The 19,778-nt window shown below is 69.1% G+C and carries 17 protein-coding genes and 1 pseudogene; 11 read left to right on the forward strand and 7 right to left on the reverse strand.

The window, feature by feature from the left end; genetic code table 11:
- Positions 1–75: 75 nt before the first annotated feature.
- Entirely contained in the window at positions 76–639 is a 564-nt protein-coding gene (locus MJQ72_RS07910) for a TetR/AcrR family transcriptional regulator (protein WP_240598470.1), read from the forward strand.
- Here MJQ72_RS07910 and MJQ72_RS07915 read toward each other — a convergent pair.
- Together MJQ72_RS07915 and MJQ72_RS07920 are read right to left on the reverse strand one after the other, a co-directional pair.
- Positions 629–2,638, reverse strand: coding sequence for an acyltransferase family protein (locus tag MJQ72_RS07915; protein WP_240598471.1), 2,010 nt, complete (start codon positions 2,636–2,638; stop codon positions 629–631). The two genes, MJQ72_RS07910 and MJQ72_RS07915, sit on opposite strands and share 11 nt — an antisense overlap.
- 115 nt (positions 2,639–2,753) lie before the next feature.
- Positions 2,754–3,752 (reverse strand): hypothetical protein, encoded by a 999-nt coding sequence (locus MJQ72_RS07920; protein ID WP_240598472.1) that lies wholly within the window; start codon positions 3,750–3,752, stop codon positions 2,754–2,756.
- A 194-nt stretch (positions 3,753–3,946) separates the two neighbouring features.
- Between MJQ72_RS07920 and MJQ72_RS07925 the strand changes: the two genes are divergently transcribed.
- From MJQ72_RS07925 to MJQ72_RS07950, 6 genes are read left to right on the forward strand one after another with little or no spacing between them, the layout of a single operon-like run.
- The gene (locus tag MJQ72_RS07925; protein WP_240598473.1) at positions 3,947–4,948 is read left to right on the forward strand and encodes a LacI family DNA-binding transcriptional regulator; all 1,002 of its coding nucleotides are present in this window, start codon (positions 3,947–3,949) and stop codon (positions 4,946–4,948) included.
- A gap of 8 nt (positions 4,949–4,956) precedes the next feature.
- Positions 4,957–6,579: an FAD-dependent oxidoreductase gene (locus tag MJQ72_RS07930; protein WP_240598474.1), complete on the forward strand. Its 1,623-nt coding sequence runs from the start codon at positions 4,957–4,959 to the stop codon at positions 6,577–6,579.
- Positions 6,580–6,603: 24 nt separating this feature from the next.
- The gene (locus tag MJQ72_RS07935; protein ID WP_240598475.1) at positions 6,604–8,742 is read left to right on the forward strand and encodes a hydantoinase/oxoprolinase family protein; all 2,139 of its coding nucleotides are present in this window, start codon (positions 6,604–6,606) and stop codon (positions 8,740–8,742) included.
- Positions 8,739–9,251 (forward strand): hypothetical protein, encoded by a 513-nt coding sequence (locus tag MJQ72_RS07940; protein ID WP_240598476.1) that lies wholly within the window; start codon positions 8,739–8,741, stop codon positions 9,249–9,251. Before MJQ72_RS07935 ends, MJQ72_RS07940 begins: the two co-directional genes overlap by 4 nt.
- 2 nt (positions 9,252–9,253) lie before the next feature.
- The gene (locus MJQ72_RS07945; protein WP_240598477.1) at positions 9,254–10,525 is read left to right on the forward strand and encodes a transporter; all 1,272 of its coding nucleotides are present in this window, start codon (positions 9,254–9,256) and stop codon (positions 10,523–10,525) included.
- The gene (locus MJQ72_RS07950) at positions 10,522–11,310 is read left to right on the forward strand and encodes an alpha/beta fold hydrolase (RefSeq protein WP_240598478.1); all 789 of its coding nucleotides are present in this window, start codon (positions 10,522–10,524) and stop codon (positions 11,308–11,310) included. Before MJQ72_RS07945 ends, MJQ72_RS07950 begins: the two co-directional genes overlap by 4 nt.
- On the opposite strand, the gene MJQ72_RS07955 is transcribed toward MJQ72_RS07950, so the two are convergent.
- The 3 genes from MJQ72_RS07955 to aztA form a co-directional block, all read right to left on the reverse strand.
- Positions 11,237–11,713 carry a hypothetical protein gene (locus MJQ72_RS07955; RefSeq protein ID WP_240598479.1) on the reverse strand — a complete coding sequence of 159 codons (477 nt, stop codon included), beginning with the start codon at positions 11,711–11,713 and terminating at the stop codon, positions 11,237–11,239. The two genes, MJQ72_RS07950 and MJQ72_RS07955, sit on opposite strands and share 74 nt — an antisense overlap.
- 19 nt (positions 11,714–11,732) lie before the next feature.
- Positions 11,733–12,824: a WXG100 family type VII secretion target gene (locus MJQ72_RS07960; RefSeq protein WP_240598480.1), complete on the reverse strand. Its 1,092-nt coding sequence runs from the start codon at positions 12,822–12,824 to the stop codon at positions 11,733–11,735.
- A 191-nt stretch (positions 12,825–13,015) separates the two neighbouring features.
- On the reverse strand, positions 13,016–13,726 hold the full coding sequence (aztA, locus tag MJQ72_RS07965; RefSeq protein ID WP_240598481.1) for a zinc ABC transporter ATP-binding protein AztA: 711 nt from the start codon (positions 13,724–13,726) through the stop codon (positions 13,016–13,018).
- Positions 13,727–13,773: 47 nt separating this feature from the next.
- Here aztA and aztB point away from each other — a divergent pair, with 47 nt between their 5' ends.
- From aztB to aztD, 4 genes are read left to right on the forward strand one after another with little or no spacing between them, the layout of a single operon-like run.
- Positions 13,774–14,625, forward strand: a complete 852-nt coding sequence (gene aztB / locus MJQ72_RS07970) for a zinc ABC transporter permease AztB (protein ID WP_240598482.1) — start codon at positions 13,774–13,776, stop codon at positions 14,623–14,625.
- Complete coding sequence (locus MJQ72_RS07975) at positions 14,622–15,818, forward strand: hypothetical protein (protein WP_240598483.1); 1,197 nt, start codon at positions 14,622–14,624, stop codon at positions 15,816–15,818. Before aztB ends, MJQ72_RS07975 begins: the two co-directional genes overlap by 4 nt.
- On the forward strand, positions 15,815–16,714 hold the full coding sequence (gene aztC, locus MJQ72_RS07980) for a zinc ABC transporter substrate-binding protein AztC (RefSeq protein ID WP_240598484.1): 900 nt from the start codon (positions 15,815–15,817) through the stop codon (positions 16,712–16,714). Before MJQ72_RS07975 ends, aztC begins: the two co-directional genes overlap by 4 nt.
- Before the next feature lie 26 nt (positions 16,715–16,740).
- The gene (gene aztD, locus MJQ72_RS07985) at positions 16,741–17,913 is read left to right on the forward strand and encodes a zinc metallochaperone AztD (RefSeq protein ID WP_240598485.1); all 1,173 of its coding nucleotides are present in this window, start codon (positions 16,741–16,743) and stop codon (positions 17,911–17,913) included.
- A gap of 54 nt (positions 17,914–17,967) precedes the next feature.
- On the opposite strand, the gene MJQ72_RS07990 is transcribed toward aztD, so the two are convergent.
- On the reverse strand, positions 17,968–18,603 hold the full coding sequence (locus tag MJQ72_RS07990; protein WP_240598486.1) for a response regulator transcription factor: 636 nt from the start codon (positions 18,601–18,603) through the stop codon (positions 17,968–17,970).
- Positions 18,600–19,774 (reverse strand): annotated as a pseudogene (locus MJQ72_RS07995) (sensor histidine kinase). The gene MJQ72_RS07990 and the pseudogene MJQ72_RS07995 overlap by 4 nt, the downstream one beginning before the upstream one ends.
- Positions 19,775–19,778 lie beyond the last annotated feature (4 nt).

The raw sequence follows: 19,778 nt of genomic DNA on the forward strand, positions 1-19,778 counted from the left end.
GTGTCGAGAACGTGCGTTCTCTACGTCTGGCGCCTACGATAGGGAACGACCGTTCTCAACGTCAAGGGAGTACCGATGCCGGCCGCCGTCACCGACGAGCAGAACCGTGTGGATCGCGAAGCCCTGCTCGATTCCGCCGAGAAGCTCTTCTACGAGAACGGCATCCAGGCGGTCGGGATGGATCAGGTCCGCGCGGCGTCCGGCCTCTCGCTCAAGCGGATCTACCGGTTCTTCGAAGCCAAGGAAGACCTCGTGGTGGCGATGCTCAAACGCCGCGATCAGCGTTGGCGAGGCAGCCTGGCCGCCCATGTCGAACAGGTCCAGGATCCCCGGGAGCGCGTGCTCTCGATCTTCGATTGGCTCGCCGAGTGGTTCGCCGAACCCGGCTTCCGGGGCTGCGCCTGGATCAACGCTTACGGCGAATTCGGCCCGTCGTCCGCGGCGGTGCTGGCCGAAGTGCGGACGCACAAACAGGCGTTCCACGAGCAGATCGAAAACTGGGTGCGGGCCACCGGGCGACCGGTGACGGAGCCGGTCTACCTGCTCGCCGAAGGGGCCATCGTGACAGCGGGTATCTCCGGCGATCCTGCGCCGGCCTTGCAGGCGCGCGAGGCCGTCAAGGCGCTGCTCACCAGTTGAGCGCGCTGATCATGCCTCGTTCCAGCACCGGGGAGAGGGTGGTCATGAAGCTGGCGGTGACGTGGTTGTCATCCATGTACACCAGCACGTTCCCCACGACCGGACGGCAGAGTCCCCGCCCGCAGAAGTAGTCGCTGAAGTCGAGGAAGGACACGTTCTCGGGGATGTCCTTCAGTTTCGCGTAAGGCGGCTCGGTGAGCAGTTTGTTCCGCGGCACGGCGCATTCGGGTGCTTTGATCCCATGCGCGTCGATACAGCTGGGCGGGGAGAAACCGGGGCGGGGACTGTCGCGGATCGCCACGACCGGGATCCCCGCGCGGTCGAGGACCTTCCACTGGTCGACGAACCCTTGCGGAGTCTTCTCGGTGGGGCCGACCCGGACGTCGCGAGTGGACAGTGCCACGACGGCGTCGGGGCGCATCGCCAGGATTTCCTTCTGTGCCGCGGAATTCCACGCGAGACAGCCCGGGTCGCCCGGCATCACGTCCGACGTCGTGGAGAACGGGCACGCTCCCTTGAGCATGAAGGTGACCTGGTAGCCGTTCTTCTCCGCCATCGGTTTGATCGCGGCCAGGTATTGCTGCATATGCGAGTCGCCGACGGCGACGATCGTCTTCGCCGGGACGCCCTCCGGCCGGGAGGTGCAGACTTCGAGGATCTGGTCGAACCGGGACGGCGTGCACCGCGCGTCGGGGATACCGCCCCAGTCGTTCGGGACGGCGATCAACGGCGGTAGCGCCTCTTTGCCGGGGACGGTCTTCTTCGGCGCTTCCGGGTCGCGGGCCATCGCGCCGGGATGATGGTGGTCGTCGAGCGCGATGGTGAAGTCGGCCTTCTTGGTGCTCACCACCTGCCAGGTTCCGGCGACCAGGAGCACCGGCAGCAGGGTGAGCACGGCGAACCGATACGCACCCCAGGGTGTCCGCTCGCCGATCGAAGACTTCCGCACCGGTTCTTCGACGAACCGGTAGGTGACGGCCGCCAAGACCAGGGACACACCGATCACCACCGCCCCGCCGAGTGGCCCGACGGCCTCGCGATGCCGGGCGACCAGGTAGAACAGCAGCACCGGCCAGTGCCACAGGTACAGCGCGTAGCTGAGGTTGCCCAGGTGCACCAGCGGCCGCGAAGACAGGATCCGGTCCGCGCCCGCGCGGCTGCCGGTCGCGCCCGCGATGATCACGAGCGCTGCCGAGACGGTCGGCCACAAGGCCGCCCAGCCGGGGAAGACCTCGCCCACGTCCAGGACCATCCCGCAGGTCACCAGCCCGGCCACGCCGAGCCAGCCGAGCAGGATCCGGGCGAGCCGAGGCAGGACGAACCGGTCGACGGCCAGTGCGAGCAGCCCGCCGAGGGCGAACTCCCAGAGCCGCGTGAGGGAGTGGAAGTAGGCCAGTGGCTGGTTCGTCGCGGTCAGCCGGATGGAGAACGCCAGCGACACGGCGAACAGCACACCGAGAGTGATCGTGACCGACCCGGTCAGGGAACGGCGCAGCCGGGTGGCGGCGAAGGCCACGAGCCCGATCAGCAGCGGCCACACGAGATAGAACTGCCCCTGAATGGACAGCGACCAGTAGTGCTGGACGACACTCGCCGTGTTGTGCTGGGCGAAGTAGTCGACCGAGTCGGCCGCGAGCCGCCAGTTCTCGACGTAGAGCGCGGCGGCGAAGACCTCCTTGATGGTCTGGAACCATCGATCCTGCGGCAGCAGCCACATCCCCAGCACGAGCACCGCGAACAGGACGGTCAATGCGGCGGGGAACAACCGCTTGAGCATCCGGCCCCACAGCGGGCGGAAGTCGATCCGTCCGCGGCCGGCGGCCCGGACCAGCCGGCCGGTGATCAGGAACCCGGAGATCAGGAAGAAGACGTCGACGCCGCCGGAGATCCGGCCCAGCCACACGTGGTAGACCACGACCAGTAGCGCCGCGAGGGCGCGCAGCCCCTGCAACTCTGGCCGATAGCGGCGGCGCGTCACCGCTGCCTCGGCGGCTGGCATACGCGATTCCTCACTGACGGTCGGACGTCCTGGCAGCCTAGGTGGTCACTCAGGGTGATCTCGTTCCCGTTGTCAGAGGGTGTCGCGAAAGCCAGCCGCGCCAGGCATCCGGCTTCTACACAGCGCGCGCGATCGCGATCGAGCCGTCCAGCCGCGCACCGGCTTCGTAGAACATGTACTCCTTGCCGTTCATCGTCCCGAACGAAGGAGCCGCGCAGCGCCCGTTGTCCGGTGCGCCCGGCAGCGGCGCGTGGAAGACGCCGAGGTGCCTGCGCTTACTGAAGTCGTTCCCGACCTCGGTGATGAGCATGTTGCCGCCGGCTTCGATGTTCTCGTGGTAGATGACGTACGTCGAGGTGCCGCGTTGGGCGATGGTCGGGGCGCCGATGTTGCTCGCGCCGACCTCTTCCGGACGGATCAGCGGGGTCTGCGAGAACGTCCAGTTCCGCCCGTCGGCGGACCAGCCCCAGCCGATCGAACGATGATTGCTCTTGTCGTTGATCATGAAGACCATCACGTACTTCGCGCCACGCGACGGCAGGCTGTGCCGGAACACCCGCGCATAGGAGGTCTCCGTGGTGCCCGCGGGAAGCATCGAGGTCGAGAGCACCACCTTGTCGTAGGTGAAGTGGATCCCGTCCTTGGACCGCGCGAGACGGGTCGTGGTGTTCTCGCCGTGGAAGTACAGCCACAGCTCGCGCGCGTCTTCGTTCCACAGCACGTGCGACGACGAGACGTGGGAGACGCTGTAGTGCGGATTCCAGGTCCTCTTGACGATCGGGTTGCCCGGATACTCGATGAAGGGGCCTTCGAGGCTGTCGGCGTAGGAAAGGCAGATCCCGCCCGGCGCGTCGTGCGGGGCGTAGTAGAGGTAGTAGCGGCCCAGCGGGTTCGCGATCCGGCCGGCGACACCGCGGATGCACGGGAAGATCAGTTCGCCGGTCGGGTTGTACTTCAGCTTGCTCTTGTCGAACGCGGTGCGCAGGAACCGGTACTCCGGGAATCCGGCCGGCGCCGCGGCCGCGGACCCGGCACCCAGGACGGGCATCGCGGCCAGGCCGAGGCCTACTCCGGCGGCTCCGCGCAGAGCCGCGCGTCGGGACAGCTCGGTCATGCGGACACTCCCTTTCGTCGGCGTTGACGTGCTCCGTCCAACCATTCGGACCGCCGCCGCGGACCGTCAAGGAGCTAATACGTATTAGTCCTGCTCAGCCGCGGTATCGGACAGGATGAGCCGGTTTCCTTGATTTCGGCGCATGCCGCACAGATGCTCGGCTAAACCGCATTAGCGCCCTTCAAGGAGACGGAATGGCATCTGGTCGGCGGCCGCCCCGGCAGGCGGACATCGCCCGCATCGCCGGGGTTTCGCAGGCGACCGTTTCCGTGGTGCTCGGCGGGAACCGGTCGGTGCGGATGGCCGAATCGACCCGGCGGCGAGTGATGGAAGTGGCGCAGGATCTCGGCTACGTCCCGCATCCGGTCGCGACCCGGCTCGCTCGGTCGCGGTCGAATCTGCTCGGGCTCTACACCTTCCGCAGCGCCTTCCCGACCGACGAGGCGGACACCTACCACCCGATTCTGTCCGGTGTGGAGGAAGAAGCGGCCAAACTCGGCCAGGACCTCATCCTGTTCACCGGCACCAGCGGACCCGGTGCCCGGCAGGAGGCCGCGATCCGCCGGACCCGGCTGGCCGACGGCTGCCTGTTCTTCGGCAGGCACGTACCGGAGGGGCCGGTGTCGCGGCTCGTCGACGACGGCTTCCCCTTGGTCTACATCGGACGGCGGCCCGAGCTCGGCGGACGGATCCCGTACGTCGGCGCGGATTACGTGACGGCGTCCGCGTTGGTGCTGCGACGCCTGCTCGATCTCGGTCACCGCGAGATCCGGTATGTCCGCGAGGCGGACGAGGCGCCGTCCTCGGAGGATCGGCAACGCGGAGTGGTACGCGCGGCCCCCCACACCGGCGTCGTCCGGTTGCAGGGCGCGAACCTGACCGCGACGACCGTTCGTGGCTGGGTCGACGGCGGGGTGACCGCCGTCGTGGTGGAGGGCACCGACACCGGGACGGCGTACCGGGCGGTCCGGCAGGCCGTCGACGCCGCCGGACTGTCCACTCCGGACGATCTCTCGCTGGCGGTGCTCGGCGGCCCGCCGGGGGTGAGCGGTTTCGAGGTTCCCATGCGGGAGATGGGCAGACGCGCCGTGCGCCTGCTGGTCGACCTCGTGACCGAACGGACGACCGCGCCGCAGCAGCTGTTGCGGTGCCCACAGGTGGACGGCGCCCAAGTCGGCCCACCGCGATCCCGATAGGACGGAACATGGCTGAACTCGGCACCGAGATCCTCGTCGCGGGCGGTGGGGTGGGTGGCGTCGCCGCCGCGCTCGCCGCCGCGTCGGCGGGGCATCACGTCGTGCTGACCGAGGAGACCGACTGGCTCGGCGGTCAGTTCACCGCACAGGCGGTCCCCCCGGACGAGAACCCGTGGATCGAGCGTTTCGGCGGCACGGCCACCTATCGCGCCTTCCGTGAAGGCGTACGTGACTACTACCGGCGGAATTACCCGCTGCGCGCCGAAGCGGCGGCGTTGACCGACCTCAACCCGGGCGCGGGCAGGGTGAGCAAGCTGTGTCACGAGCCGCGTGTCGCGCTCGCCGTGCTGGAGTCGATGCTGGCGCCGCACCGGGCCGCCGGACGGCTGACCGTGCTGGCGCGTCACCGGCCGGTCGCCGCGGACGTGAGCGGCGATCGCGTCGACGCCGTCACGTTCGAAGGACCCGGCGGGGAACGCGTCACGGTGCGTGCGGAGTATGTGCTCGACGCGACCGAGAACGGCGACCTGCTGCCGTTGACGGGCACCGAGTTCGCGATCGGCGCCGAAGCGCAGTCCGATCACGGCGAACCGCACGCTCCGGAGCAGGCCGATCCCGGCAACCTCCAGGGGATCACCTACTGCTTCGCGCTCTCGCACCACGCGGGCGAGGACCACACGATCGACCGGCCGGAGATGTACGGCTTCTGGCGCGAGTACCAGCCCGATTTCTGGCCGGGACCGCTGCTCGGTTTCCTCGCCCCGGATCCGCGTTCGCTGGCCCCGGTCGGCCGCACCTTCGACCCGAACCCCGGCACCGATCCGCTGGCGGTGAGCGCGGACCAGAGCGCCGACGCCGGGGACAAGGAGCTGTGGGGCTTCCGCCGGATCCTCGCGCGCAAGCTGCACCGGCCGGGCGCCTTCGACTCGGACATCACGCTGGTGAACTGGCCGCTCAACGACTACTGGCTCCGGCCGGCGGTGGAGATCGACGGTGTGAGCACCGCCGAGGACGTCGCGCTGGCCCATCACGAGGCCAAACAGCTCTCGTTGTCGGTGCTGTACTGGTTGCAGACGGAGGCACCGAGGCTCGACGGCGGCACCGGCTTCCCCGGGTTGAAACTGCGTCGCGACGTCGTCGACACGGACGACGGTCTGGCCAAATCCGCGTATGTGCGCGAAGCACGCCGGATCCGGGCCGTGACGACGATCGTCGAGCAGGACGTTTCGCTGGACGTACTCGGCCCGACCGGACGCAAACGCCGCGAGGACTCCGTCGGCGTCGGCAGCTACCGGATCGATCTGCATCCCTCGACGGCGGGCGACACCTACGTCGACGTCCCGAGTGTGCCGTTCGAGCTGCCTCTGGGCGCGTTGCTGCCCCAGCGGATGCGGAACCTGTTGCCCGCGGGGAAGAACATCGGCACGACCCACATCACCAACGGCTGTCACCGGCTGCACCCCGTGGAGTGGAACGTCGGCGAGGTCGCCGGCCACCTCGCCGGATTCGCGCTGCGCGGCGGCGGCGAGCCGCACGCCGTCCGGGACGACCCGGCGCGGTTCGAGGAGTTCGCCCGAGTGCTGGACCGGGCAGGCGTCGAACGGCGCTGGCCCGAGGTCCGCGGTTACTGACCCCATTCCCCCAGGAGGTGGACGATGACGTCCGAACCCACTCCGGTACGCATCGGCATCGACGTCGGTGGCACGTTCACCGACGCCGTCGCCGTCGACGCGCGCACGTTCGCGCTGCTCGGCCAGGTCAAGGTCCCGACCAGCCACGACCACGAAGACGGTGTCGCACACGGGATCCTCGAGGCGCTGGAGAAGCTCCGTGCCGAGGTCGGCATCGGCGCCGAGGACGTGTCGTTCCTCGCGCACGGCACCACCCAGGCGACCAACGCGTTGCTGGAAGGCGACGTGGCGACGGTCGGGATCGCCGGGGTGGGCACCGGGTTCGACGCTTTCGCCACCCGGCGGCTCGGGGCGTTCGCGAAGATGGAGCTGGCACCCGGACGGAAACTCCCGGTGCGGTTCGCGCCGGTGCGTGAGCTCGCCGAAGCGGGCGAGGCCGTCGAGGATCTGGTCCGCCAAGGGGCGGAGGTGATCGTCGCCGTCGAACCGTTCAGTGTGGACGATCCGGAGGGGGAGCGGGCGGTGGCGGCCGCCGCTCGGGAGCGGGACGTGCTCGCCACGGCCACGCACGAGATCACCGGTCTGTACGGGCTCACGAAGCGGGCGCGCACCGCGGTGCTGAACGCGGGGATCATGCCGCGCATGGTGTCGACCGCCGACCTGGTCGAGGCGAGTGTGCGCCGGGCGGGGGTGACCGCGCCGTTGATGGTGGTGCGTGGTGACGGCGGCGTCATGTCGTTGCCGGAGATGCGGCGGCGGCCGCTGCTGACGGCGCTGTCCGGGCCCGCCGCGGGAGTCGCGGGCGCGTTGATGGGGGAGAAGCTCAGCGAAGGGCTGTTCCTCGAGACCGGCGGCACGTCCACCGACATCAGCGTGGTCCGCCGTGGCCGGGTGCTGGTGCGCCACGCGCACCTCGGCGGGCACGAGACCTATCTGCCCGCACTCGACGTCCGCACGATCGGCGTCGGCGGCGGCTCGTTGATCCGGTTCTCCGGACGTGCGGTGACCGACGTCGGGCCACGCAGCGCGCATATCGCGGGCCTGCCCTACGCCTGTTTCGCGCCCGCGTCGGCGCTGGAAGGGGCGAAACTGGTGACCGTTTCCCCTCGGCCGGACGATCCGAGCGACTACGTCGCGCTGGAAGCGCCCGACGGCAAGCGATACGCGCTCACTCTGACGTGTGCCGCGAACGCGCTCGGCGTCGTGCCCGGTGATTCGTACGCACATTCCGAGGCGGAGTCCGCGCGGCTGGCGCTGGCACCGCTCGCGGAGGCGATGGGGACTTCGGTGGAGGAGGCCGCGCGGGCGGTGTCGCGCCAGGCGGTGAAGCCGGTGCGCGCGGTCGTCGACGAGCTGGTCCGGGAATACCGGCTTGATCGACCGACCCTGGTCGGCGGCGGAGGCGGAGCGGCAGCGGTCACCCCGTTCCTCGGCGAGGATTCCGGGCACGACTGGCGGATCGCCGCACACGCCGAGGTCATCAGCCCGCTCGGCGCCGCGCTGGCCTTGGTCCGGGAGTCGGTCGAGCGGATCGTGCCCAGTCCGTCCAACGCCGATGTCCTCGCCGTGCGGTCCGAAGCCGAGGCCGCCGTCGTCGCGCAGGGCGCCGATCCGGCCGGTGTCGAGGTCGATGTCACGGTCGACCCGCAACGCAACCTGGTGCGCGCGGTCGCCACCGGCGCCACCGAACTGCGCACCAAGGACCGAGCGTCCACAGTGGACGAGGAAGCGATCGGCGCGGCGGTCGCGCGCAGCATCGGTGTCGGTCCCGACCGGCTGCGGCGCGTCGCGGCCACCGCGCATCACCGGGTCTTCAGCGCGCCGGCCCGGCGGCAGGGCGTGTTCGGCCGGTTCACGAAGCCGGTGCGGCATGTGCGGGTAGTTGACGGCGAAGGCGTGATCCGGCTGCACGGCGCGGGCGCGGTCGTCGAGACCTCCGACGCGGGTTCCGCCCCGACGCGGCTGGCCACGCTCACCGACCAGCACACCCGCTACGGCGACGGCGGCTCCCGCGCGCCGGCCGTCTGGTTGCTGGTGGGGCCCAAGATCGCGGATCTGTCCGGTGTACTCGACAGGGACCAGCTGCTCGCGCTGGCCGGGGCCGAGCTGAAGACCCGTGCGAGTGACGAGCCGGTCGTCGTGATCCTCCAGGACCGCCGATGAGCGACCTCGATCTGGCCGTCGAACTCCTGCGGGCGACGCCCACGCACGAGAACCGCACCGACGGACAACTGCGGGCTTGGGCGGAGATCGCGTTGGCCTACGGCGACGAGCTGGCCACCGGAACCGACTCCGACGACGTCCAGGTCGTGGAGCGCGAAGGCGGCGTCAGCGACGGTGAGCTGCTGCTCGCCGAGTACCAGCGCGGCATGGTCGTCGTGTACACCGAGGCGCTGCAACGGGTCGAGGAACTGGCGCGTGCACGAGGATGGCCGGTCACCCGCGAAGCGCTGCGCCGGGCGGCGGTGGCACACGAACTCGCGCACCACCGGCTCGACGTGCGCGAGCTGAACCGCCGGCTCGGGCATACCGCGTTCCGGCTCGGGCCGCTGCGCCTGCGCGGCCATGTCGCGGGCGCTGAGGAGATCTCCGCGCACCGCTTCGCCCATCTTCGCAGCGGTCTGGCCGTCAGCCCGCTGCTGATCACCACCGCGCTCACGGGAGGGAAGTGACCATGGGAATCGCGATTCTCGTCCTGATGGCGGTGGGTGTGGTGCTGATGCTCACCCGTGTGCTGCCCACGGCGTTCGCCCTCGTGCTGCTCGCACTCGGCATCGCCGTACTCGCCGGAGCACCCCTGACGGGTGCGAAGGACAGCATCCTGACCGGAGTGCTCCAGACCGGCTCCGCGACGCTCGCGTCCACGATGATCGCCGTCCTGCTCGGCTCGTGGCTCGGCACCCTCATGGACGAGACCGGCATCGCCGGCACCCTCGTGCGCAAGATCGTCGAGTTCGGCGGGGAGCGGCCGTCGGTCGTCGCGCTCGGCGTGTTCGGCGTGTCGATCCTGTGCGGCAGCATCACCGGCTCGGCCCCGGCCGCCATGCTCGCCGGTGTGGTCGGCATCCCGGCGATGATCGCGGTCGGCGTCAGTCCCGTCGCGGCGGGCGGTACCGTGCTGATGGGCATCTCGGCGGGCTCGCCGCTGGAACTGGCCGTGTGGCAGTTCCTGTCCGACGCGCTGGGCGCGCCGGTTTCCGACGTCAAGTCGATCATGATCAAACTGTTCCCGATGGCGCTCGTCGTGGGCATCGCCTACGTCCTCGTCCAGACGCGGCGCGGTGCCCGGCACACGTGGGCGGTGAAACTGGCTCGGCCGAAGGCGCGCGTCCGTCGTGGAGACGCCCCTTGGTACGCGCTGCTTTCGCCGTTGCTGCCGATCGTCCTCGCGCTCGGCTTCGCGGTGCCGATCGTGCCGTCCCTGCTGGCCGGTGTGGTCTACGCGCTCGTGACGACGACGAAATGGGGTGAGCTCAGCGGACGTGGCCTGCGTTCGTTGTACAAGGCGTTCGACGTCGCGGCGCCGCCGATCGTGCTGTTCGTGGCGATCGGGATGCTGCTGGCCGCGGTGAAACTCCCCGGCGCGAAGGGCGCGCTGACGCCGATCGTGGCGTCCATCAGCCCGGCCGGTGCGGTGTGGTTCGTCGTGGTCTTCGCCGCGCTGGTCCCGTTGTGCCTGTTCCGCGGCCCGCTGAACGTGTTCGGCCTCGGAGCCGGTGTCGCGGGCGTGCTGGTCACCGGTGGCATCTACCCGCTTCCCGCCGTCGTCGGGCTGATGGCGTCCTACAACCAGGTGTTCAGCGTCTCCGACCCGACCAGCACGCAGACCGTGTGGGCGTCCCAGTACGCCGGGGTGCGCCCGGAACGGGCGATGGTCTCGACGCTGCCGTACACCTGGCTGGTCGGTCTGGGCGGCATGGTGCTCACCGCGGTGCTGTACCTGTGATCACGACGTCCGACGGGCTCCGGCTCGACAGCGTCCGGCACCGGGGCGGCCCGGAGACGGTGGTGCTCGTCCACGGCATCACCGCGGATCTCGACGAGAACGGCCTGTTCAGCGCGCTCGCGCCGAGGCTCACCGCCGCGGGTTTCACCGTGCTGCGGTTCTCCTTTCGCGGGCACGGCCGCAGTGATGGGCGGCCGAGGGACATGACCATCGCGGGCGAACTGCTGGACCTGCGTGCCGCGGTGGGCTCGGTGGACGGGCCCGTGTCGGTGGTGGCATCGAGCTTCGGCGCGGTGAGCGCGACCCTGTCGCTGGCGTCGCTCCCCGTGCGGCGGGTCGTGCTCTGGCAGCCGGTGCTCGACTTGCGGCGGACGTTCCTGGAACCGGAGCTGCCCCGAGGGCTCGCCCTGTACTCGGATCGGACTTCGTTGACGCACAAGGGGTTTCTGGATATCGAAGGCCGGTTTCAGCTGGGGGCCGCGCTGTTCGACGAGTTCGCCCACCTGGATCCGCGCGGCGCTTTCCTTTCGTCCGCGATACCCGGGCTCGTCGTCCACGGTTCGGAGGACGAGCACGTATCCCATGCGATCGCGCAGGAGGCCGCCCTCGCGCGGCCGGATACGAGCTGGCACTCGCTCGCCGGTGCGGGGCACGGGTTCGGAGACTCGGCGGAGGAAGCGCTGGATGTCACGGTGCGGTGGCTTTCGCGCGTCACGACCAGCGGCGGTTCCAGCGCGCCCGTTGCGGCGCACCGCTCCGGTCCACCTCAGGCCGGTCGATCATGATGGACGTGTCGTCGAAGTACGTATCGTCGGTGGTCTCGGCGTCCCCGACCGCGGTGTCGGCAGGCTCCGTCTGCTCGACGATCTGACGTTCCCACTCGGACAGCCCTTCGACCAGGTCGTCGAGGCGCTGTTCCACGGTACGCACGTCGTCGCCGCCCTCGACCGGGCCCAGCTCACGCAGCGCCCCCAAGGCTTTGCCCGCACCCTCGGCGAACGTGTCGTGGTACGCGGAACTGGCCGCCGCCTCCCGCAGGGTCAGCCGGCCGGCACGCACTTCCCTGGCGATCTCGGCGAGAACCGGGTTCCCGCTCTTCGCCGCGGCGTGGAGGGTGAGGGCATGGACCTTCTCAAGTTGCGCTGTCGGGAGTGGCTGCTTGGTGATCATCTCGTCCGGCACTGTCATCGCCTCCTGCACATTCGGCTCACACGGCCTCGGCAGGGTGGTCGTACAGTCGACTCTTCCCTGCACCGGGGAGTTTCCGCAACTCGCACTTCGGGGCATCGTCCATACTCATCGCCTGGATGATCGTTTCCGCCATCTTCACCGTTTGTATGATGACGATGCCCAGCGTGAGAACGGCTCCGACAAGATCCCTGACCAAAGCCGCCGGAGCGGCCATTCCGCCGGTCATGCAGATCACGATGAAGTCGATCGCCAAATCGAGAATCGTGTTCACGAAGTCGCTCACATACGTTTGGACTTCATAGGCCAGTTCGGCGCACAGCTTGTACGACTCATACAGATGCTTGAACGTCTCGGCTTCCACGTCCATCGCTTCCTTCAGCTTCGAGAAGTACTCGAGTGCGGCATCGGCGGCGTTGCCCTGCCAGTCCTCCTGAAGTTTGGCGAGAGCCGAGTCGAACTGGCCGGCCATCTTGTGGATCACCCACGAGCATCCTCGCCACTGCAGAGCGCACTCCGCCCACGCCCGCCAGTCACCGCTCAGCGTCTGGACGAGAAACGAGACGGGATCACCGTTGGTCTCTTCGAACAACCCGACGGACGAGCAGATGCCGGACAGCAGTTCCCGGGCGTAATACATGTAGCTGCCCCGATCCGAAACGAATCGCAAGCCGTTTTCCAGCCAACCGGCTTTCGGCTCCAGTCCGTCGACGTCCTCTTTCGCGACATCCAGGCCTTCCGAGGCCTCCTTGTAGTCGAAACTGGTCTTCGACGGAGGGTCCTTGAACATGAACGTTCCGTCCCCGGAGTCGCCCTGGTACCCCTTGTCCAGCCGGGCCGCGTCTTCCTGGTCCTCTTTGTCGTAGCTGTCCGCGGCGAACTCGATTTCGGTACCGGCTTCGTCTCCGATCATGGACAGCAGACTCACCCGGCGGGTCATGCTCTCCACGACATCGGCGTGATAGCCCGACAGCCCGAAGAGCAGGCCCTCACCGTGGTCCGTCATGTCGAGAGAGTTCATCGACAACTCCAGCGACCACGCGTCCCGGCCGAAGTCCTCGAGAAAGCCCGAGAACTTCCGCAATGAATCCGTATCGACTTCGAAAGACACGTGCTTCCCCCTTGATCCGACCTCGACCTTCCGCGGTGGACCAAGCCTTGTCGGCCCTCGAGCGGCCGGGCAACCGTTCCGGGCGGAGATGGGACAGCGGGATGACACAGGATCCCTGACCTGCGGAGACGAGTGCTCCTGGAATGCGCCATGAGAGATGAGACGGCCCCGCGTCTGGTCGCCCCGGGGTCTCAAAGCCGGGCCGGAAGCCCCCAGGCTTCAGCCACGCGCTCCGGAGTCAGCACCGAAGCGGGCGCGCCTTCGCCGACAAGACGGCCGTCCTGCAGCAGCAGGCAGTGATCGGCCCGGCCCGCCACTTCGAGGTCGTGCGTGACCCGCAGAACCGTCGTGCCCTCGGCGAGCGCGGCGCGCAGTGCGTCGTCGATCAAACGGCGGGCGTGCAGGTCGAGACCGGCCGACGGCTCGTCGAGCAGCAGTAGCCCCGCTCGCTGGGCGAGCCCCTGGGCGACCAGCGCTCGTTGCCGCTGTCCGCCGGACAGCGTACCGATCAACCGGTCGGCGATCGAGGTGATCTCCAGCAGTTCAAGGCATTCCCCGACGATCTTGCGGTCGGCCTTGGACAGGCGCCGCCAAGGACCCCGGTGTGCCCAGCGGCCCATCGTGACGGTGGCGCGCACGGTGATCGGCAGCGACCGCGACACCTCGCTCTGCTGGGTCACGTAGGCGACGCGACCCGGATCCCGGCGGGTCACCGAGCCGGTGGTCGGCGGGAGCACGCCCGCGACGAGGTTCAGCAGCGACGACTTGCCCGCGCCGTTCGCTCCGGCGACCGCGGTGACCCGCGACGACGGGACCTGAGCGGTGATCCCGCGCAGCACTTCGCGGGAGCCGTAATGGGCGTGCGCGCGGTCGATCGTGAGCGCCGTTGTGTCCGGGGTCATCGCACCTCTTTCAGATAATGACAATCATTCCCACTATAGTGTGACGCGTGGAATGGTTGCTGATCCCCTTCGAGGTGTCGTTCGTGCAGCGTGCGCTGCTGGCGGGCGTGCTCGTTTCGGCGGTGTGCGCGGTCGTGGGCACCTGGGTGGTGTTGCGCGGCATGGCGTTCATCGGCGACGCGATGTCGCACGGCATGTTGCCCGGCGTGGCGATCGCCTCGCTGACCGGCGTGAACCTGCTGATCGGTGCGGCGATCAGCGCCGGCGTGATGGCGCTCGGCGTGACGGCACTCGGGCGTTCGCGACGGCTTTCCGAGGACACCACGATCGGATTGCTGTTCGTCGGCATGCTCGCGACCGGCGTGATCATCGTGTCCCACTCGCGGTCGTTCGCCGTCGATCTCACCGGATTCCTGTTCGGTGACGTGCTCGCCGTCGGATCCGGCGATCTGATGGGCCTCGCGATCACCCTGCTCGTCGTGGGGGCGGTCGCGCTGATGGGACATCGCTCGTTCACCGCGCTCACCTTCGACGTCCGCAAAGCGCACACCCTGGGGCTGCGGCCACGTCTCGCGAACGCGGTGCTGCTCGGGCTGGTCACGCTGACGATCGTCGCGTCGTTCCGCGTCGTGGGGACCCTGCTCGTGTTCGGCCTGCTCATCGCCCCCGCCGCGGCGGCCCTCTTCTGGTCTCGGCGGATCACCACGATCATGCTCGTCGCGGCGCTGCTCGGCGTCGCCGCGACGGTCGGCGGCCTGCTCGTGTCCTGGTATTGGGGCACCGCGGCGGGCGCGACCATCGCCGCCGGCGCGGTCCTCCTGTTCTTCCTTTCCGCGTTCCTGTCCTTCGTACGACAGCGATTCCGTTCCCTGACACCGGAGATCGAGTGCTCACGATGAAACTGAAAGCAGTGACGGCGGTCGTCGCGGCGCTGACCTTGGCGGCGTGCGGTGGCGAGCAGCCGAAGGAGGTGACCGCGGAAGTCCCGCATGGCTACGTCGAAGGTGCGGAAGAGGCGGCCGAGGCGCAGTCCCGGCTGATCGTCGCCGACTCGGAAACGGGTGCGGTGCGGGTCGTGGACCTCATCACCGAGGAGGTCCACGAAGTCGGCCGCGTCGACGGTGTGCGGGCCGTGACCGGCGATGGCCGTTTCGGCTACCTCACCGCCGGCGACGGGACGATCCGGGTGATCGACAGCGGATCCTGGATGGTCGACCACGGTGACCACGTCCACTACTACCGGGCGAAGGTCCGTGATGTCGGGGTTGCGCCGGGCAAACAGCTTTTGGCTGCTTACAGCGATCCCACCGTCTCGACACTGTCCTTTTCGGACGGGACAACGACACTGCTCGACCGGACGGCCCTGGACAAGGGGACCGTCGCCGAACTGGGGAAGATCACGCGCGAACCGCATGCCGGAGCCGCTATCCCTTACCGCGAGCACATCATCGCCACGGTGGCGGACGCCGGAAAACCGCTCGCCCGCGGCGTGCGCGTCCACGACCGCCAGGGCAAGCCCGTCGCCGAGATCGACCAGCCGTGTCCGGAACTGCGAGGCCAGGCGGTGACCCGGCGCGGTGTCGTCTTCGGATGCGCGGACGGTGCCTTGCTGGTGACCGAAAAGGACGGTGCGTTCGCCGGGGTGAAGATCCCGTATCCGCGCAGTGTCACCGCGCAGGAACGCGCCACCGCCTTCTTCCATCGGCCGGGCGGAGCCACCCTGGCCGCCAGGGCGGGCGAGTCCGCCGTATGGGCACTGGACGTCGCGCGCCGCAGCTGGCAGCACGTCGAGACCGGTCCGGTCGCCGCGGTGAACGCCGTCGGTGAGGGCGGACCGCTGCTGGCCCTCACCCGGGACGGGAAGCTGCGCTCTTTCGACGGCACCGGAAAGGAACAGACGTCGATCCCGCTCCTGACCCCGGAGGCGACCGCCGCCGGCGCCGCCTCGATCCAGATCGATTCCACCCGCGCCTATCTCAACAACCCGCTGTCCGCGGAGGTGTACGAAATCGATTACAACGACAACCTCCGGCGTGCCAGGACCCTGAAGGTCGGCGGCAAGGCGGGCCACATCGTGGAGACCGGCCGATGAAGCGCCGGGTACTCGCCCTGTTCGTGGTGGCGCTGCTGGCGGTGGCGGGGTGCTCCGGCAGCGGCGGTGGCGGCAAGTCGGTCGTCGTCACGACGAACATCCTCGGCGACATCACCCGCGCCATTGTCGGCGATCAGGCCGAAGTGACCGTGTTGATGAAGCCGAACGCCGACCCGCATTCCTTCGGTATCTCCGCCCAGCAGGCCGCGCAGGTCGAGAGGGCGGGCCTGATCGTCTACAACGGACTCGGGCTCGAAGAAGGCATGCTGCGCACCGTCCGCACGGCCGAGGAGAACGGTGTACCGGCCCTGCCCGCCGGGGAGCGGGTGAACCCGATCAGTTACGCCGACAACAAGCCGGACCCGCATTTCTGGACGGATCCGGCCCGGGTGCGCGACGCGGTGAAGACGATCGCGGACGAGGTCGTCGCGCATGTCGGCGGCGTCGACGAAGCGGTCATCCGCGCCAACGCCGAACGCTATCGCGGGGAGATCGAAGCGCTCGACCGCATGATGACCGAGAAGTTCGGCGGGATCCCTCGTGAGCGCCGGAAGCTGGTGACGAATCACCACGTGTTCGGCTACCTGGCCCAGCGGTACGGGTTCGAGGTCGTCGGCGCGGTGATCCCCGGCGGAACGACGCTCGCGTCGCCCAGTTCCTCGGATCTGAAGGCACTCGCCGACACCGTCCGCGCGGCGGGAGTGCCGGTGATCTTCGCGGACTCCTCCCAGCCGGACCGGCTCGCGCGGGTACTGGCCGAGCAGGCGGGGCTGCACGTCCAGGTGGCCCCGTTGTTCTCCGAGTCGCTCAGCGAACCAGGCCAGGGCGCGGCCACCTATCTGGAAATGATGCGCGCCAACACCGAATCGATCACCACCGGTTTGACCCGTTCCTGATCGGAACAGACGAAAGGCACAGTGAAATGGCACGGAAGACCCGATATCTCGCGCTGATGGCGACGACGGCGAGCACCCTCGCGCTCGCCGCCTGCGCGACCGAACAGCCGGCGGCGGAACCCGGAAAGGACGCGGCTCCGGCTCCGGTCGTCGCGAATCCGGTGGCCGTCACCTACGACGGCGGAATCGTCCTGCTCGACGGGAAGTCCCTGCAGGTCGCGAAGAACATCCCGCTGGAAGGCTTCAACCGGCTCAACCCGGCCGGGAACGACCGCCACCTCATGGTCTCGACCTCCACCGGGTTCCGCGTCCTCGACGCCGTCGGCGCCGTGCTGACGGACAACGAGGTGAAGGCGGCCAAGCCGGGGCACGTCGTCCGCCACGCCGGCAAGACGGTGCTGTTCGCCGACGGGACCGGCGAGGTGACCGTCTTCGACCCGAAGACGATCGGCACCGCCGCCCTCCCCGCGCCGAAGCACAAGACGCCGGAGGCGCACCATGGCGTCGCCGTCGAACTCGAGAACGGCGAATTGGTGACCACCGTCGGGAACGAGGACAAGCGGTCCGGGATCGTGGTGCTGGACAAGGACAAGAAGGAGATCGCGCGCAACGAGCAATGCCCCGGCGTGCACGGTGAAGCGGCCGCGCGCGGCGAGGCGATCGTGGTCGGCTGCCAGACCGGCGTGCTGATCTACCGGAACGGCGTGATCACCAAGGTGACCAGCCCGGACGCCTACGGGCGCATCGGCAATCAGGCGGGTTCGGACGCGTCGCCGATCACCTTGGGCGACTACAAGGTCGATGAGGCTGCCGAGCTTGAACGCCCGACCCGGATTTCCCTCATCGACACCGAGAAGGCCACGCTCAAGCACGTCGACATCGGGACCAGCTACACGTTCCGCTCGCTGGCCCGCGGCCCGCAGGGCGAGGCGCTGGTGCTGGGCACCGACGGCCAGATCCACGTGATCGACTCGGTGAGCGGTGCGGTGACGAAGAAGATCGCCGTGATCGGTTCCTGGCAGGAGCCGATCGAGTGGCAGCAGCCGCGTCCGGCGATCTTCGTCCGGGGTGGGACCGCCTACGTGACCGATCCCGGCAAGAAGGAGATCCACTCGGTCGACCTCGCCACCGGCGCGAAGACCGCCACCGGCACGATCCCAGGAACGCCGAACGAGGTCAGCGGCGTGCTCGCAGGTTGATCGACTCGTGAGTGTTCGGGACGGTTCTAACCGTCCCGAACACTCACGAGGGCGTCAACGGCGGATGAGGCCTAGATCGGTCGCGGTGGCGACGGCGGCCGTGCGCGAGTCGACGCCGAGTTTGGTGTAGCTGCGGGCGAGGTGGGATTTCACGGTGCCTTCGGTCAGGTGGAGCCGTTCGGCGATGGCCCGGTTGGACAGGCCGTCGGCGACCAGGACCAGGACTTCGATCTCGCGCAGCGTCAGCGCGGCGGTGGGCATCCGCATCCGGTGCATCAACCGGTCGGCGACGGTCGGGGCGAGGGTGGTGCGTCCGGCGGCTGCCGTGCGCACCGCCGCCGCCAGTTCCTCGGGAGGAGCGTCCTTGAGGAGATAGCCGGTGGCGCCCGCTTCGATGGCGGGCAGCGTGTCGGCGTCGGTGTCGTAGGTGGTGACGATCAGCACGCGCGGAGCGTCCGGCCGCGCCGTGATCAGCGCGGTGGCTTCGGCGCCGGTCATACCGGGGCCGAAACGCAGATCCATCAGCACGACGTCGATGTCGCCTTCCGCGGCTCGGGTGACCGCTTCCTCCGCGGTCGCGGCTTCATCGGAGACGACGAGTCCGGGTTCGGTTTCCAGCAAGGCACGCAGGCCCGCCCGGACGATCGGGTGATCGTCGGCGAGAAGGAGCCGGATCGGGGGTTCGGTCACGGACGTTCCTTGAGTTCGACGGGCAGCCGCACGGACAGCTCGGTGCCGTGGCCGGGGAGGACTCGACGGCGAGGGTCCCGTCCAGGGCTTCGGCGCGGGTGCGCATCGCGGTCAGACCGAAACCGGTGTGTTCCGGGTCGAAGCCGACACCGTCGTCGACGACGTCGAGGGTGACGTGCCCGTCGAGGTAGCACAAGGTGACGTCGGCGGTGGACGCGCCGGCGTGGCGGACGGTGTTCGCCAGGGCGGCCTGGCCGATGCGCAGCAGGGCGACCTCGTATGCGGTCGGCAGGGGAGCGGGAGTACCGGTGAACCGGAAACGCGCGACGATCCGGTGCCGGGCGGTGGTGGTGGCGCACAGCCGTTCCAGCGCGTCGGTGAGGGTGGTGTCGTCGAGCGCCGGCGGGGACAGCGCGACGACGAAGCGGCGAGCTTCGGCCAGGTTGTCGGCGGCCGCTTGCCGAGCCTGCTCGACGTAGCGGGCTGCGTTCCCCGCGGTGTCGGGCAGGGTTCTTTCCGCGGCACGCAACAGAAGTTGAATACTCGACAGCCCTTGGGCGAGGGTGTCGTGGATCTCGTGGGCCAGCCGTTCACGCTCGGCGAGCACCCCTGCCGCATGCTGGGCTTCGGCGAGGTCGGCGCGGGTGGCGGTGAGCTCCTCGATCAGGTTCCGGCGGCGTTCGCTTTCGCGGTACAGCGCCTGGTATCCCCAGACGACGGCGACCGCGACGGCGGCGCCCAGCGCCGGGCCGATCGCCGCCGCCGGGACGAAGGAGCCCTGGTGGGCGGCGAACGCGGTGATCGCCGCCAGCGCGGTCGCGATCACCGCGAGCAGGCCTTGGCGGCGCGGCAGCAGATGCAACTGCAGGAAGTACAGCGGGAAGGCGACCCAGACGCCGTCCGCGGTCAGCACCAACAGGACCAGCCACACGAGGCCCACCGCGATCAGCCACCACAGTGCGGCCCGCCGAGACGTCCTGACACGCGGCAGGAGCGGGCCTGCCGCGTACACGACAGCGCACGTCAGCGCCGCCGCGACGACCGCTCCCGCGCCGGGCGAGCCGTCCGCCACCGCACGGACGGCCGCGAGTGCGAGCAGGGCGACGAGCAGCAGGTGCAGACACCAGGTCAGCACCCGGCTGGTCGGGGTCAAAGGGGGCGAGGTGGTCACAGTG

Origin of the sequence: Amycolatopsis sp. EV170708-02-1 (genome assembly GCF_022479115.1) — a bacterium.
In the GTDB taxonomy this organism is placed as follows: domain Bacteria; phylum Actinomycetota; class Actinomycetes; order Mycobacteriales; family Pseudonocardiaceae; genus Amycolatopsis.

Bases quoted from the DNA above. Each gene is read 5' to 3' on its own strand.
- MJQ72_RS07910 (WP_240598470.1), top strand. From the start codon at position 76: ATGCCGGCCGCCGTCACCGACGAGCAGAACCGTGTGGATCGCGAAGCC.
- MJQ72_RS07915 (WP_240598471.1), bottom strand. From the start codon at position 2,638: ATGCCAGCCGCCGAGGCAGCGGTGACGCGCCGCCGCTATCGGCCAGAG.
- MJQ72_RS07920 (WP_240598472.1), bottom strand. From the start codon at position 3,752: ATGACCGAGCTGTCCCGACGCGCGGCTCTGCGCGGAGCCGCCGGAGTA.
- MJQ72_RS07925 (WP_240598473.1), top strand. From the start codon at position 3,947: ATGGCATCTGGTCGGCGGCCGCCCCGGCAGGCGGACATCGCCCGCATC.
- MJQ72_RS07930 (WP_240598474.1), top strand. From the start codon at position 4,957: ATGGCTGAACTCGGCACCGAGATCCTCGTCGCGGGCGGTGGGGTGGGT.
- MJQ72_RS07935 (WP_240598475.1), top strand. From the start codon at position 6,604: ATGACGTCCGAACCCACTCCGGTACGCATCGGCATCGACGTCGGTGGC.
- MJQ72_RS07940 (WP_240598476.1), top strand. From the start codon at position 8,739: ATGAGCGACCTCGATCTGGCCGTCGAACTCCTGCGGGCGACGCCCACG.
- MJQ72_RS07945 (WP_240598477.1), top strand. From the start codon at position 9,254: ATGGGAATCGCGATTCTCGTCCTGATGGCGGTGGGTGTGGTGCTGATG.
- MJQ72_RS07955 (WP_240598479.1), bottom strand. From the start codon at position 11,713: ATGACAGTGCCGGACGAGATGATCACCAAGCAGCCACTCCCGACAGCG.
- aztA (WP_240598481.1), bottom strand. From the start codon at position 13,726: ATGACCCCGGACACAACGGCGCTCACGATCGACCGCGCGCACGCCCAT.
- MJQ72_RS07975 (WP_240598483.1), top strand. From the start codon at position 14,622: ATGAAACTGAAAGCAGTGACGGCGGTCGTCGCGGCGCTGACCTTGGCG.
- aztC (WP_240598484.1), top strand. From the start codon at position 15,815: ATGAAGCGCCGGGTACTCGCCCTGTTCGTGGTGGCGCTGCTGGCGGTG.
- aztD (WP_240598485.1), top strand. From the start codon at position 16,741: ATGGCACGGAAGACCCGATATCTCGCGCTGATGGCGACGACGGCGAGC.